Below are 14,305 nucleotides of genomic sequence, written 5' to 3' on the forward strand. Positions count from 1 at the left end.
TAATCCTGCAGAACTTACCAAATGATAAGGTATCACTCCAACCTTTAACTTTTCTTATTCTAAAAACAAACTCATTTTAACTCTCCCTCTAACACAAAAAAACCTTAACCTAAAGTTAAGGATAGAACATAGACAAATCTCTGAAAAGTTAAATTTATGGAAATGTCACAGGCTTCAAGATTAGCCAATAACTTTTATAAACGATATAACATCAGCATCTATAAGAATTGTTTATTGCCGAGTCCAACAAAAAAATTGAAGAAAATGGTCCAAATTGGACTTTTTCTTCAATCTAATCTTAACCTAAAGCTAAGGGATCTTCTATTTCTCTGTGTAAGGATAATGTAAATGTTGATAGGCTTTTTGTGTTGCTACTCGCCCCGTGCGTGTCCGCACAATAAAACCTTTTTGAATGAGATAAGGCTCGTACATATCCTCTACTGTATCTCGTTCTTCAGCAATATTAACAGACAAGGTCCCCAAGCCAACTGGCCCACCATTATAGATCTCAATCATGGTGCGTAGAATTTTTTGATCAACATAATCTAAACCTTCCTGGTCAACATCCAGCATTTCTAAAGCTTTATCAGTGATATCTTTGGTGATGACACCATTTCCCATAATTTGTGCATAATCTCGAACACGTTTCAAAAGTCTATTAGCAATACGGGGTGTGCCCCGGCTACGTCGGGCAAGCTCATGAGCAGCTTCTTGAACAATTTCCATCTCAAAAATATCTGAGGTACGCTCTATAATTTCAGTCAAATCGTCAACTTGATAATATTCCATATGGCCCGTAATACCAAAGCGTGCCCTTAATGGATTTGACAACATTCCTGCACGTGTAGTTGCCCCAATCAAAGTAAACGGCGGTAATTCTAGATGGACGCTCCGGCTAGTATCTCCGGCACCAATCATAATATCAATATAAAAATCTTCCATAGCACTGTAAAGGACTTCTTCAACAGCCATCGGGATTCGATGTATCTCATCAATGAATAGGACATCTCCAGGCTCTAAATCATTTAAAATAGCTACCAAATCACCAGATTTTTCAATAGCTGGTCCTGACGTCTGCTTAAGATTAACCCCAAGCTCATTAGCAATAACAAATGCCATAGTCGTTTTTCCTAATCCTGGTGGACCAAAAAGTAACACATGATCTAATGACTCATCCCGCATCTTTGCAGCTTCAATAAAAATATTAAGCTGATCCTTTACCTTATCTTGTCCAATATATTCTCTTAAAAATTGTGGGCGCAAAGTACGTTCAACAAGTTCCTCATTCCCCATCACATCATTATCCAAAATTCTAGTCATACGAATATTATAACACAAAGACTTACACCATTCATCCGATATGCCACCAATCTTTGTCCGTCATAGTTAATGCTGCGCTAGCCAAGAAAAGACCGACTAACAATAAGGTATATTTGTGTTTTTTAAGCATAAAGGTTCTCCTTCTTAGTTTTCTGCTATTATACTTAGATTAAGCAGAAAAAAACATGACATCCATGTCATGTTACGATTGATTATCTAATTCCCAACTTGTTTTTAAACGATTAACAAGATAACTATCTGTTAGTGTCCGTGCAAATATTAAGGATTGACGATAGTAATAATAAGCCTTTTGGGAGTCCTTCATATAAAATAAAGTGTATTTCCATTCGTACATATAGTAAATAGGCATACGCTGAAAGTCTTGGGTAATCGTCATAATCCGTCGACAAACATCCAAAAGTATCCTTGTTTTCTGATATTCTTTAATACTAATCCCTACGGCAATGGAAGTGAGAAGGACGTTGTTTAGTAAAAAGAGATCTTTTAACTCTAACTTATCTTCCAAAAGGACTAATTTATTAGTAAAACAATCAAAATTTCCCTTATCAAATAATTCTTCTTTGAAATTTGAAACCATTCCACAAGTTAAGTAAAGATCGATTAAAAAAATATCATTTAAAGCGTAACTCTTTTTCTTACGAATTTGGCTGATATATTCACGGAGTAATTCTTTACCATAATTAGTATCACCACTTTGGTAGACATCAAACCGAGACTGTAATAAATCAATAATTAGCTGCTCTTCTTCAGGTAAAGTCGCGTAATAATCTTCAAATATTTCATCAAACTGAGCTTCGCGATCCACTAAATTTTGATCATTCATGTAGGTTGGTCGCCTAAGAATCAAATATTTAAGTTCCTTATAACGTTTTGGTAGAACCAAACATTCTGGATTAATAAGTTCAATAACAGGTAAATCTAATTTTTTCGCAATAAATAAGACTTTAGATAAACTAGGAATAGATTGCCCTTTTTCAATACGAGCTAGCTGTCGAATTGATAATTCTGACTCATCTCCACAAATCGTTTCACGAGTCAGGCTCTTGTCTAACCTCAATTTTTGAATCTTTTTCCCAAGTTTTTTCATCCTTTTCCTTACTCCTTAATGACCTTTTAATTAATTATAACACTTTTGACATTTTTTGTTAATCTTAAACGGTAATAAAAAAATAAGGACAAGCCTTATTTTCTATAATCCCAGTCTATTGAAAATATCATCAACTCGTTTAGTATAGTAAACAGGGTTGAAAAGCTCATCAATTTCTTCTTGCGTTAAACGAGAAGTCACTTCTTCATCTGCTTCTAAGAGAGGCTTGAAGTCCACTTGGTTATCCCATGAATAAGCTGTTTTGGGTTGCACTAAATCATAAGCACCTTCACGAGTCATCCCTTTTTCAATCAATTTCAACATCACTCTTTGACTAAAAATAAGTCCAAAGGTAGAACCCATATTATGAATCATATTTTCAGGAAAAACTGTCAAATTTTTAACAATATTACCGAAGCGATTAAGCATGTAGTTGATTAAAATTGTAGTGTCAGGTGTAATAATCCGTTCCGCAGATGAGTGTGAAATATCGCGTTCATGCCATAAAGCAACATTTTCATAGGCTGTCACCATGTGACCACGGATAACACGAGCTAAACCAGTCATGTTTTCAGAACCGATTGGGTTACGTTTATGTGGCATCGCCGAACTACCTTTTTGCCCTTTAGCAAAGAACTCTTCCACTTCCCGCTGTTCTGATTTTTGCAAACCACGGATCTCCGTTGCCATGCGCTCAATAGAAGTTGCGATACTGGCTAGAACCGCAAAGTATTCGGCATGTAAATCACGAGGTAGAACCTGTGTCGAAATTTCTTGGGGGCGGATGCCAAGTTTGTCGCAAACATATTCTTCCACAAATGGAGGGATATTGGCAAAATTGCCTACCGCGCCAGAGATTTTACCAGCCTCAACACCAGCAGCAGCATGCTCAAAACGTTCTTGATTGCGTTTCATCTCACTATACCAAGTTGCCAACTTAAGGCCAAAAGTTGTTGGCTCAGCATGCACACCATGAGTCCGCCCCATCATAATGGTCATCTTATGTTCACGCGCTTTCTCAGCCACAATCTGTATAAAGTTTTCAAGATCACGTCGAATAATATCATTGGCCTGTTTATAGAGATAGCCATAAGCTGTATCAACCACATCAGTGGAAGTCAAACCATAGTGAACCCACTTACGTTCCTCACCAAGCGTTTCTGAAACAGCACGGGTAAAAGCCACCACATCATGACGCGTCTCTTTCTCAATGGCAAGGATACGTTCCACATCAAAATCAGCATTGGCACGAATTTTAGCGACGTCCTCCTTAGGAATCTCGCCAAGCTCAGCCCAAGCTTCATCTGCTAAGATCTCTACCTCTAACCAAGCTCTATATTTATTTTCTTCACTCCAAATGTTCGCCATCTCAGGGCGTGAATAACGTTCTAACATCTTTTCTCCTTAATAACAATATTTCTAATATTTAAATCTCAATTTTGCCACGACAATAAATATTCCTTTTGATTAGTCGATGCATCTACTCCCACTGAATCAATCTCAAAACCTTGGGATAAATAAAATTTAATAGCTTTTTGATTAGCACTATAAACGTGTAAATCTAGGTGGGTATGATAATGCTTTGCAGTATTTAACAATTGTTTTCCGATTCCTTTTGATTGGTAGTGAGTTTCTACAAACAACCCGGCCACAAATTCTCCAGTTAATCCAATAAAGCCACAAATATTCTGTTTATCTACAGCAACATACATTTCTGACTCTAAAAATTGAGACCTTACTTCTGCTAGATTTTTATCCCAAAAACTTGAATCAATATAGTCATGTGTTATTTTATTCATTTTTAGCCATATCTGGGCAACTCTATCTACCTCTGATGAATCAAGTTCACGAATAACAACCATACAAGCAAAAGCCCTCCTGTTTTATCAGCATCTTCCGCAAACACTGTCACATGTTCCATTTTGCGGTTAGGTTTTGCTTCTAGTTTACCATAAAAATAGAGATAAGTGCCAGGACTATTATAAATCCAAGCGAAGACACTACCTCGACCCTTCTTATAGTAAGAAGCAAAATATCTCCTACTTATTATTTCATTATGGTCTTATTTTATCTAATACCTTAACTATTAAGGGTTACTAATCCTGCTAATTTCTTTTTCTAGTTTTATTCTCCTTGGTCATCTGCATTTTTTGAATTCAGATAAAAAGTTATGACTGAAAAAATTATCAAAAAGATAAAAGTGAGAATAACAGCATCAGATTTATTGATAGGGATCCACAGAAATAGTAAGCTACGAAAGTATTGTGCCACATCATCACATATAAACATAACTCAAAAATACTTTATTGGACTTCCTTTAAAGAAGCTGAATAGGCCAATTTAATTGGTAAGGATCCTGATAATTCAAACCATAGATAGCTATTTCTGAGTACGACAAAAGTCATAAAACAGGAATATACCTGTAATTTCTTGTCCCATAAGACTAAGGATAGGGTCCTAACAATATCTGCACTCTCTTTCTTTTTTATCTGTATTATAATAAGATACAACTATTTAGTCAATTTTCTCAGTATTTGAAGGATCATCACCCTCTAAAATTCTCATTGATTACGAATATTTAAAATAAGGATAAACCATTCAGACATTTTTGCTATTTCAGCTTGATCACATTTTTGGTATGATATCTTTAAAGTATTTGTAGAAAAGAGGAATGAACACCTGATGAGTTCACAATCTCCAAAATCATTATTTTATCTCTGTACCTTCTTTACTTTTCTGTTTTGGACGCTCAGCTATTACCAACTAGAGAAGTGGCTTACTTTTGCGACTCTAACCTTCTTTGCCTCTTTAACAATCTTACTAAGTAAAAAAAGAAAGTAACACTATTTCTAAAAACAACTGTTTGCAAGACAGTTGTTTTTGCTTTTTACGGATATAAAAGTAAGGAAATCAAAAACGGTGAAGTTATTAATAGAAAGGAGAAGCACATATGGTAACAAAGTTTTAGCTAACTTCATTCTATCCTTAAAAAAACAAAGAAAGGGAAAAAATGTCTAAAATTATTAAAACTACCATTCTCACATTATTTACCTCTGTCATGCTCAATGCATCACTTCCTACTGTATTGGCAGATCAGATCTCCAATTCTAAAATTGAGTTAGATGCTACGAGACCAAAAAAAATTATCCCTATTTCAGATCTCAATGGAAATCTAACACTCCCTAAACCCGACAATAAAATGCTTGAAAAAGCCAAAATCCTAGCAGACCATTTCTATATAACAAGAAGAGGTGCCATTGGCTTAAAAGGAGATCCGAAAGAACTGGCAAGCCTGCTTGGCGTCTCAGAAACAGACGCTCAGCTTTACTTTGAAGCAGTCCAAGATTTGCCAAATGTTTATATGAAAGGACCTGTTGGTATCCGTTTTAACCTTGGTCCAAAAGTAAGAAGCATGTCCGGTTGGGCTGCAGGTACCTTTGCTGCAGCATATGCTGGCTGGCATCTAAAGCAATTTGCCGTTAATCCTGCAACTGCTGGATTTACAGCTGTTATTTCTGGGGCTATTGGATGGGCTGTCAAAACTGCTGTTGAAAATCATAAAAAAACCACTCTAGCTGTTGTTCATATCCCAGGTGTTGACTTAGTTTATACTGTAAATGTACCTTAAACTTGAGCTATTAGCCAAAATAGACTCGTGCAATACCCTCTAGTTTCCAAGAAGAAAGCTCTGCCAACAATAGCAGAGTTTTCTTTTTCTTTTCGAATAGATAAGGTAAGGAGGTTTGTCATGAAATATTTTACAAACAAGGGGATTTTATTTCTCCTGCTCATCAGTTTAGGTTTGACTACTCTATTTCCATCTTGTTGTCAACCTGTAAGGGCTAGAGTCATCGGAGATGACTACCCTATCAATTGGAAATCTGGTTGGGGAGCTGATTCTTGGGGAATGTACCTGAGACAGTGCACTTCTTTTGTAGCCTATCGGCTCCACAATGTCAATGGTTTCTCTCTCCCACCAGGATATGGCAATGCTGATTCTTGGGGGCATGTTGCTCGTCGAAAGGGTTATCAAGTTGATAGTAACCCTCAAGTTGGTTCCGTGGCTTGGTTTGATAAAGGTGTCAACCTTTCACACCGAGATTATGGACACGTCGCTTGGGTAGCTGAAGTGAAGGGTAATTTGGTGACCCTAGAAGAATACAATTACAATGCTGGCCAAGGGCCAGAGAAATACCACCGTAGAGAGATTTTACGTCAGGAAGCCTCAGGTTATATCCACTTTAAAGATTTGATAAATAATAGCTCAAACACCTCTATCAGCCAGCTTAGCCGACAACTAAAGCTACCGTCAAAAGGAAGTTATACTTTTAGTCAAAGGAGAGCTGTGAAGGCTCATCCTAGTCTAAATAGTTCCGATCTAGTCTATTATGAAAAGGGTAATATTGTTCATTATGATAAGGTTTTAGAGGTTGATGGCTATCGTTGGCTTTCCTATATTGGAGGATCTGGTAATCGGCGTTATGTTGCTATCGAAAAGTTAGAACAGCAAGTCGGTCCTAGGGAGTTTCAAGTTGAGCAAATTGTTCAATTTAAGGGACCTTTCCAAGTCAGTCACAATCACGGATGGATGATTTCAAGCGATATCCTTGCAGGTGGACCCGCTACTCAACTCAATTGGCTTGATCCTGGCCCCCTCGTCGAAACCAGTAAGAATGGGCAAAAAGCTGGAGACCAAGTCCTCTATCCTGGAGACTACTTCAGCATTCCCGGAGAATTTAAGATTCTGCAGATTGACCAAAAGTCCAAGGGAATTAAAATCAAAATTGGCCAAAAAGAAACCTGGGTAAGTATGGACCACGTCCACCAAAAAGCAAGCTGAGATTCCAAATAGGGAAACCCCGTCTTTACTTTTTAGAACTTTGCCCTCTACAGTGAATGACTCAACTTTTGATTAAAATGGCTAATTATAATGATATTTCATCGTCCTTTATAGACTACTATACCTATATGGCTTAAAGGTCAGACTCATATTTCCTTAATTTAAAATATGTCATCAAAGCTTAGTATTAAAAGGACCTCGTTCAAAAATAGGGAAACTTAATTTTATAGATTCTCTCTGTGCTTACTCTTGTAGTTTAAATCAGTGATGCCACATAAACCACTTAAAACCATTAACTTAGGTAACATTATTAATAACGTTTACTTTTGTTGGCTTGTAGTCATAAATAGTAAAAAGCTAGCCATTTATTTGGCTAGCTTTTTGGGGATTATAGGAGGTTTATGAAAAAGAAAATTAGGGGTTCCTATTGCTAGGATAAGTAAAGTATAGAGCAAGCAACTTAAGAAAAGCTTAAAGATTCCTTTCAAAAACCTTAAATTTTCGACAGAAAGTAGCATATTTCTTGATGGTTAAACAGAAGAATACTTTTTCTTTACTTACTACACTTTTAAGGGGCTGAGTCTCAATCTTAATAAATAGTATAGAAATTATATCCCACAAATTTTTTAAATAAAAAAGAAACCCACCAAGGTTTCTCTAGACATTTCGTTTTTAACAGTTAACTAAACCTGACACATCTTTATTTTTCTAAACGTTCCAAAAGATAATCAATAAGATCACCTATGCGTGTTAATTCTTCAACATCTTCGTCTGGAATACTTAAATTAAAAGAATCTTCCACGTTTATAATAAACTCTGTTAATTCAATTGAATCAACTCCTAAATCATCTTTTAAACTTGTTTGCTCATCTAGAATAACTTTCTTAGGAACATCCTGTTCCCTTATAATGTCTTGTAATTTTTCTAAAATAATTTTTCTAGTCATTATTGCTATTCTCCTTAGAAAATTCTTCAATTAACTGTCCAACCACGTCTGTCTCCAGCATTGATCGGATTTGCTTTATCGTGTAAAAAATGGAGGTCTCACCGCTTGAACCATGTGATTTAACTACTGGAGCTTTAAGTCCAAAAAGTACAGCACCACCAGCATCCGAATAATCCAGTGAATGCTTCATATCTTTCAAGCTGGACTTCATCAGAAGGGCTCCCATTTTTGCTTTAAAACCACCGCCTTTGATAGACGTTTTTAGCTGCTTCATAATACTAAGAGCAGTACCTTCAATAGACTTCAAAACAGCGTTTCCCGTGAAACCATCAGTCACAACAACATCAGCAACACCGTTCATGAGGTCACGCGCTTCAATATTACCAACAAAATTTAGGCTTGAATCGGCATCAAGTAAAGCATAAGTCTCTTTACGGATAGGGTCTCCTTTAGTAGTTTCTGTTCCATTATTGAGCAAACCTACCCGAGGGTTAGCAATGCCGCGAACGTTTTTGGCATAAAAAGAACCTAGTACCGCGTATTGGTGTAGATGTGCCGCTGTATTTTCAGCATTAGCCCCCAAATCAAGCATATCAAACCCAACTTTATCAATTGTTGGTAAAGTTGAGAGTAAACCTGGACGATCGACCCCCTTAATACGTCCGACCACAAAAAGACCGGCTGCCAGAAGGGCACCTGTATTACCTGCTGAGAGAACCGCATCGGCTTCTCCTTCTTTTACAGCTCTAGCTGCTAAAACCATAGAGGCATTTTTTTTACGCCGTATCGCTTTAGCTGGCTCATCATCGGAATTAATCTTTTCATCAGTATGGATAATGGTAACACGCTCTGAGGGTGTCAGATAATTTTTTATCTTTTCTTGGTCCCCATAAAGCTGAATTTCAATATCAGAAAAAGCTTGGATGGCTTTATTAACACCTTCTACAATAGCTTTTGGGGCCTTGTCTCCCCCCATAGCATCAATTGCAATTTTTTTCATATAATGTAATTCCTTTTACCTTCCTTAACTGTCAAATAATGACCCTATTATAGCACAAAGTCAAATCATTTCACAGCAGACAATCATAATCAATTCACATTGCTCACCTTAGCCATGTCCAAAGCTAAGACCATCTATCACTAGTCGACTTTTTAACTCAAGGCAGCTCCTGCTCTGATTCCATAATATGACCCCATTTATCCAAATCATCAATAAATTTCTTACTTTTGAGATGAATACCCACATAATCTTCATAAAGGTCATCAATAAAATAACGAAGCTTCTTTTTCATATCTTTTTTCAAGGAGATATTCTTTAATTCAGAAAATTGAACATTTTGAAATTGATCTAATAAATAAAGCACATTTGGATCAAGATGACTGCGATGAGTATCTTCATATAAATGGTTAGGGCACAAAGGTCCTGAATATTTATGAGAAAAATCAAAAGGTAATCCAACACGATGACAAAAAACACATTCATGAAAATTCAATCTAACGCCAAAACGTTCTAAAATTTGAATTTCAAAAATATTAGTCAATATTTCATAATCCAAACCTTCTTCCATTAAATCTAAGGTTTTTCTAGCAAAAGCAAAAAGCTGACTATCAGGTTCATTATCTGGTATTGCCGCATCTACTAGGGACATAACATAAGTAGCATAAGCCAAGCGGTATAAATCCTGATTTATCCTAGGATAGGTTTGAACATCGTTATAATCATCTATATAAGAAAGGCCCTTTTCATTGATTTTCAACATGAAATCAGCAATTGTCAGGGGTTGGATAACAGATGCCAGTTTTGACTTGCTAGCGTGTTTAATAAAAAACATTCGCTTACCAGCTGTTTCTGTAAACAACTTGACGAGCTTATCATCTTCCCGATAATTTTTATTATAAAGAACCAGTGCGTAACTTTCTTTAGTTTTCATAGTTTTCCATAAAAGTAGCTAAACGAGCCATTGCTTCAATAATAATGGTCATACTTGCCGCATAAGACAGGCGAATATAGCCTTCTCCAAATTGACCAAAAGCAATTCCTGGGATAATCGCAACTTTTTGCTTCCGAGCAAAGTCTTGGCAAAACTTAAAGGAATCCTCTTCACCAAAGCCTTTTGGAATTTTAGCAAAGATATAAAAAGCACCGTCTGGTCTGATAATGGAGAAACCAAGCTTTGTCATTTCTTCAATAATATAATCTCTACGAAGCAGATAGTCACGCTTCATGGGAAGAGTATCATTCATTCCCTTCGTTAATGCTTCAATTCCAGCAAATTGTGCCATCGTAGTAGCTGCTGTAACGAGATATTGATGACTCTTGAGCAATTGATGAGATAGAGGTTCTTTCGCAAAAATAAAACCTATCCGCCACCCTGTCATAGCATGAGATTTGGATAAGCCATTAATTAGTATGGCTTGTTCCGGTAAAAATTCAGCAATAGATACATGAGCTTGATCTGTATAAGTTAACTCTGAGTAAACCTCGTCAGAAATGACAAAAACAGGAAATTTTTTGAGAACCTCAGCAAAGGAAGCAATTTCTGCTCGTGAATAAGTAACTCCTGTAGGATTAGCGGGATAATTTAGGAGCACAGCCTTGACTCTTTCCCCTTCAGCAAGCAAAGCTTTTTCCAAAACATCCGCAGTTAGAACAAAATTGTTAGGCGTTGTATCAATTTCTACAATTTCAGCCCCTGCTAAGGTTACTATAGGCTCATATCCTGGATAAGCAGGAGCCGGTAGAAGAACTTTATCTCCTGGCTCTAAAACAGCTAGGAGAGCTGCTGATAGGGCTTCTGTCGCGCCAATCGTCACCATGACCTCATTATCTGGATTAAAATCTAAATGATATTTTTCTTTTACGAAATGACAAGCAGCTTTTCTTAGTCCTACTAATCCACTCATCCCCGTGTAATAGGAGTGGTTATTATCAATCGCTTTTTTCGCCGCTTCCTTAATATGGTCCGGCGTTGTAAAATCTGGTTCACCAAGTGTTAATCTAATCATACCCGGAATGTCAGAGATTGATTGATCAAATTGTCTAATTAATGAAATTTCAATTTTGTTAAGTTGTTTATTAAACCTGTGACTTAAATCCACAAAAGTCCTCCTAAATAATTGAATATTACTATTATACCTAAAATTCTCAAAATGAACATTAAAAGCAAAAAACACGAAGAAGTTAATGAAAAAAGTAGTCAGAGACTACTTAGAACGTAGATAAAGTAGATTTTTGTTAACTATCGCCTCCCTTTATCATACAATAGTATCACTCTCAAACCTGTTCTATAGGAAATCTTGCCAGTGAAACGAACACAAACCATCGGTTACGAGTTAGCAAAAAGAGTCTGGGACAAAAGTCTAAGCTCAAATATAAAAAGCGAACAAGACAGTATTCTGAGTATCAGAAAATGAGTTTTGTTCGCTTTTTGGGTTTCATTTATCAATTGGAAAAATTAATGGCAGGGAATCTCAAAAATTAATATCTTTTTGTCCCAGACTCTTGAGAAATCTTTAGACCTTAGGTGAAGATTTAGGTATAGTATTCCTTTGGATAACTCAAACAGTCACTTCCCTGACTGTTTGACCTACCGTCCAAGCTACCAGTAACCTATCTTAAAAAGAAAAACTTTCGATGAAATTGGACTTTTTTCAATCGGAGTAGTCAGAAACTACTTCGAGCTTTAGTCTACTTCAAACAGTGGGGATAATGGGCGTTTTTCATGAATTCTAATAATCGCCTCACCAATTAAGTTAGCAATGGAAATCTGCTCAATTTTATCAATCAAACGTTCTTCTGGGAGGTAAATTGTATCTAAAACAACTAATTTTTTAATAGCGGATTTTTCAATATTATCTAAAGCAGGGCCTGATAAAACTGGGTGAGTACATGAAGCATATACTTCTGTCGCACCAGCTTCAGCAAGAGCATCCGCGGCATGACAAATAGTGCCAGCAGTATCAATCATATCATCGATAAGGATACATTTTTTCCCCTTAACATTCCCGATAATGTTCATAACTTCACTAGTATTCATTTTATTAACACTACGGCGCTTATCTATAATTGCAATTGGAGAACGGAGGAATTGTGCTAATTTACGCGCCCGAGTCACACCACCATGGTCAGGACTAACGACGACAACATCGTCACCAACCAAGCCTTTACGTTTAAAATAATCAGCAATCAAAGGTGCACCCATTAGATGGTCAACAGGGATATCAAAGAAGCCTTGAATTTGTGCCGCATGAAGATCTACAGTCAATAAACGATCAACACCAGCAACTTCAAGCATATTTGCAACCAATTTTGATGTAATTGGTTCACGAGAACGAGCTTTTCGGTCTTGTCTTGCGTAGCCATAATAAGGCATGACAACACTTACAGTCTCTGCACTTGCACGTTTCAGTGCATCAACCATAATCATGATCTCCATTAAATTGTCATTTACAGGCGAACTGGTAGATTGTAAAATAAAAACATGATGACCGCGAATTGATTCTTCAATATTAACTTGTATTTCCCCATCCGAAAACTGACGAACAGTCGATTTTCCAAGCTCAATCCCCATAGAATTTGCTACTTTCTCCGCTAGTTCCTTGTTTGACGAAAGAGCAAACAATTTCAAATCAAAATAAGACATTTTTTCCTCCAAAGTTTTAATCCTCTACCATTTTAACCCTTTTTAGCTATTTTTTCAATTCTTTTCCAAACTTGAGGGTATTAAAAAGACCAGCTAAGCTGGTCACTTTTTTAGTTTGGATAAATATAGACAGCAGATCCAAGAGAAGTTGATGTTGGGTTAAACCAACCACGGTGATTAGCAATAGATTGAATTCCATTGTAATTACTTTCCATTACTTGAATCCTAGTTGAACTTTCAACAGAAGTTACGTAGGCAACGTGACCATAGCCACCACCAGTCCATACAGCTACAGCTCCTACAACTGGTGTACTACTTACAGTGTAACCTGCTGCTGCCGCACTTGCTGCCCATTGTCCGCCATTACCCCAATAGTTACCTACCCATGGTGCAAGCGATTTAACACCCCAAGTACATTGGCCAACAGGATAAGTGTTAGCTGAACTATAAGTCTGTCTAGGTGTAAATGAAGCAGGCGCAGCACTCGCTGCTGATGAAGATGACGCTGCCGGTGCAGCACTTGCTACTGATGACGTTAACCCTGAAGGCGCTACACTTGTAGAAGCCTGTGGAGCTACTGCAGCTTGTGCTCGAGAAACTGATTCTGCTTGTTCTCTTGCTTCTGCCGCTGCTTTTTCTTTTGCTGCTTTCTCTGCTGCTGCTTTTTCTGCAGCTACACGTTCAGCTTCAGCTTTTTGACTTTGAAGACTAGTTTTTTCAGACTCAGCAGTAGCCATCTTTTCAGAAAGATCTAGTTTAGCTACGTCTAAGTTAGCTTTTTGTGTTTCTAATGATACTTTATTAGCAGCAATTGTTCCCATATTGGCTGCAACTGTATTAATAGCTTGTTGATTTTCAGCTTGTTTTTCTTCAAGTGCTTTTTTATCCGCCATTTGTTGGTTCAACATTTTAGCGTTTGCACTAACAACTTCACGAATTGCAGCAATACGATTAACTGCATCTGAAATTGATTTAGAATTTAAAAGCGTATTAATATAACTTGAAGTTGTATTACCTCTTTGAGCGCTACGAGCTTGTTTTTTCAAAGCTTCATTACGAGCTACAATCTTACTAGAAAGAGATTGAATTTCTTCTGCCAACTTAATAGACTTAGCTTGTAGTTCATCATTTTCTTGTGTTAAATTATCTTGCTCAGTTTGTAGTGAGCTAATTTGATTTTGTAGTGTTGTTACTTTTTCTTGCGCTTCTGTTTGTTCTGCTGTTAATTTTGATATAATTGTGTCTTGTGCAGCAATTTTAGAATCAAAATTATCTGCATTAACAGTCGCAGCAGCTCCAAGGGTCACACCACTTACAAGAACGGCTGATAAAATTCTCTTTTTCATTAAAAAAACTACTCCTTTTCGATAAGACATCATATATTGTATCAAAAAAAACAAGAAGTAATGTTACGTCCATATTACAGTTATGTGTAATAATCAATAAAA

General features: G+C 36.8%; 14 protein-coding genes. 2 read left to right on the forward strand and 12 right to left on the reverse strand.

The window, feature by feature from the left end:
• Positions 1-321 precede the first annotated feature (321 nt).
• From ruvB to STRPS_RS10865, 6 genes are all read right to left on the reverse strand, one after another.
• A complete protein-coding gene (gene ruvB / locus STRPS_RS04385) occupies positions 322-1,320 on the reverse strand; it encodes a Holliday junction branch migration DNA helicase RuvB (RefSeq protein WP_007891873.1) in 999 nt (332 codons plus the stop codon).
• 31 nt (positions 1,321-1,351) lie between these two features.
• Positions 1,352-1,450 (reverse strand): quorum-sensing system DWW-type pheromone, encoded by a 99-nt coding sequence (locus STRPS_RS10735; protein ID WP_198920371.1) that lies wholly within the window; start codon positions 1,448-1,450, stop codon positions 1,352-1,354.
• Positions 1,451-1,522: 72 nt separating this feature from the next.
• Positions 1,523-2,428, reverse strand: a complete 906-nt coding sequence (locus STRPS_RS04390; RefSeq protein WP_007891754.1) for a helix-turn-helix transcriptional regulator — start codon at positions 2,426-2,428, stop codon at positions 1,523-1,525.
• Positions 2,429-2,530: 102 nt separating this feature from the next.
• Positions 2,531-3,823: an adenylosuccinate lyase gene (purB, locus tag STRPS_RS04395; RefSeq protein ID WP_007891752.1), complete on the reverse strand. Its 1,293-nt coding sequence runs from the start codon at positions 3,821-3,823 to the stop codon at positions 2,531-2,533.
• A gap of 38 nt (positions 3,824-3,861) precedes the next feature.
• Positions 3,862-4,290 carry a GNAT family N-acetyltransferase gene (locus tag STRPS_RS04400; RefSeq protein WP_007892002.1) on the reverse strand — a complete coding sequence of 143 codons (429 nt, stop codon included), beginning with the start codon at positions 4,288-4,290 and terminating at the stop codon, positions 3,862-3,864.
• Complete coding sequence (locus tag STRPS_RS10865) at positions 4,254-4,478, reverse strand: hypothetical protein (RefSeq protein ID WP_162097551.1); 225 nt, start codon at positions 4,476-4,478, stop codon at positions 4,254-4,256. The genes STRPS_RS04400 and STRPS_RS10865 overlap by 37 nt, the downstream gene beginning before the upstream one ends.
• Positions 4,479-5,438: 960 nt before the next feature.
• Between STRPS_RS10865 and STRPS_RS04405 the strand changes: the two genes are divergently transcribed.
• Complete coding sequence (locus STRPS_RS04405) at positions 5,439-6,056, forward strand: hypothetical protein (protein ID WP_007891751.1); 618 nt, start codon at positions 5,439-5,441, stop codon at positions 6,054-6,056.
• 120 nt (positions 6,057-6,176) lie between these two features.
• Positions 6,177-7,268 (forward strand): peptidoglycan hydrolase ScrM, encoded by a 1,092-nt coding sequence (gene scrM / locus STRPS_RS04410; protein WP_007891648.1) that lies wholly within the window; start codon positions 6,177-6,179, stop codon positions 7,266-7,268.
• 700 nt (positions 7,269-7,968) lie between these two features.
• Here the strand turns inward: scrM and STRPS_RS04415 are convergent.
• The 6 genes from STRPS_RS04415 to pcsB all read right to left on the reverse strand — a co-directional run bounded on the left by STRPS_RS04415 (position 7,969) and on the right by pcsB (position 14,203).
• Positions 7,969-8,214, reverse strand: coding sequence for a phosphopantetheine-binding protein (locus STRPS_RS04415; protein WP_007891757.1), 246 nt, complete (start codon positions 8,212-8,214; stop codon positions 7,969-7,971).
• Positions 8,207-9,214, reverse strand: coding sequence for a phosphate acyltransferase PlsX (plsX, locus tag STRPS_RS04420; RefSeq protein ID WP_007892005.1), 1,008 nt, complete (start codon positions 9,212-9,214; stop codon positions 8,207-8,209). The genes STRPS_RS04415 and plsX overlap by 8 nt, the downstream gene beginning before the upstream one ends.
• A gap of 157 nt (positions 9,215-9,371) precedes the next feature.
• Positions 9,372-10,145: a DNA repair protein RecO gene (gene recO / locus STRPS_RS04425; RefSeq protein WP_007891839.1), complete on the reverse strand. Its 774-nt coding sequence runs from the start codon at positions 10,143-10,145 to the stop codon at positions 9,372-9,374.
• Positions 10,135-11,313, reverse strand: coding sequence for a pyridoxal phosphate-dependent aminotransferase (locus STRPS_RS04430; protein WP_007891829.1), 1,179 nt, complete (start codon positions 11,311-11,313; stop codon positions 10,135-10,137). The genes recO and STRPS_RS04430 overlap by 11 nt, the downstream gene beginning before the upstream one ends.
• 584 nt (positions 11,314-11,897) lie before the next feature.
• Positions 11,898-12,857 carry a ribose-phosphate diphosphokinase gene (locus STRPS_RS04435; RefSeq protein ID WP_007896527.1) on the reverse strand — a complete coding sequence of 320 codons (960 nt, stop codon included), beginning with the start codon at positions 12,855-12,857 and terminating at the stop codon, positions 11,898-11,900.
• Between the two features lie 110 nt (positions 12,858-12,967).
• The gene (gene pcsB, locus STRPS_RS04440) at positions 12,968-14,203 is read right to left on the reverse strand and encodes a peptidoglycan hydrolase PcsB (RefSeq protein ID WP_007891841.1); all 1,236 of its coding nucleotides are present in this window, start codon (positions 14,201-14,203) and stop codon (positions 12,968-12,970) included.
• Positions 14,204-14,305: the final 102 nt, after the last annotated feature.

The organism is Streptococcus pseudoporcinus LQ 940-04 (genome assembly GCF_000188035.1).
GTDB lineage: Bacteria > Bacillota > Bacilli > Lactobacillales > Streptococcaceae > Streptococcus > Streptococcus pseudoporcinus.

Coding starts and splice junctions, on each gene's coding strand:
- ruvB (WP_007891873.1), bottom strand. CDS start 1,320: ATGACTAGAATTTTGGATAATGATGTGATGGGGAATGAGGAACTTGTT.
- STRPS_RS10735 (WP_198920371.1), bottom strand. CDS start 1,450: ATGCTTAAAAAACACAAATATACCTTATTGTTAGTCGGTCTTTTCTTG.
- STRPS_RS04390 (WP_007891754.1), bottom strand. CDS start 2,428: ATGAAAAAACTTGGGAAAAAGATTCAAAAATTGAGGTTAGACAAGAGC.
- purB (WP_007891752.1), bottom strand. CDS start 3,823: ATGTTAGAACGTTATTCACGCCCTGAGATGGCGAACATTTGGAGTGAA.
- STRPS_RS04400 (WP_007892002.1), bottom strand. CDS start 4,290: ATGGTTGTTATTCGTGAACTTGATTCATCAGAGGTAGATAGAGTTGCC.
- STRPS_RS04405 (WP_007891751.1), top strand. CDS start 5,439: ATGTCTAAAATTATTAAAACTACCATTCTCACATTATTTACCTCTGTC.
- scrM (WP_007891648.1), top strand. CDS start 6,177: ATGAAATATTTTACAAACAAGGGGATTTTATTTCTCCTGCTCATCAGT.
- STRPS_RS04415 (WP_007891757.1), bottom strand. CDS start 8,214: ATGACTAGAAAAATTATTTTAGAAAAATTACAAGACATTATAAGGGAA.
- plsX (WP_007892005.1), bottom strand. CDS start 9,214: ATGAAAAAAATTGCAATTGATGCTATGGGGGGAGACAAGGCCCCAAAA.
- recO (WP_007891839.1), bottom strand. CDS start 10,145: ATGAAAACTAAAGAAAGTTACGCACTGGTTCTTTATAATAAAAATTAT.
- STRPS_RS04435 (WP_007896527.1), bottom strand. CDS start 12,857: ATGTCTTATTTTGATTTGAAATTGTTTGCTCTTTCGTCAAACAAGGAA.
- pcsB (WP_007891841.1), bottom strand. CDS start 14,203: ATGAAAAAGAGAATTTTATCAGCCGTTCTTGTAAGTGGTGTGACCCTT.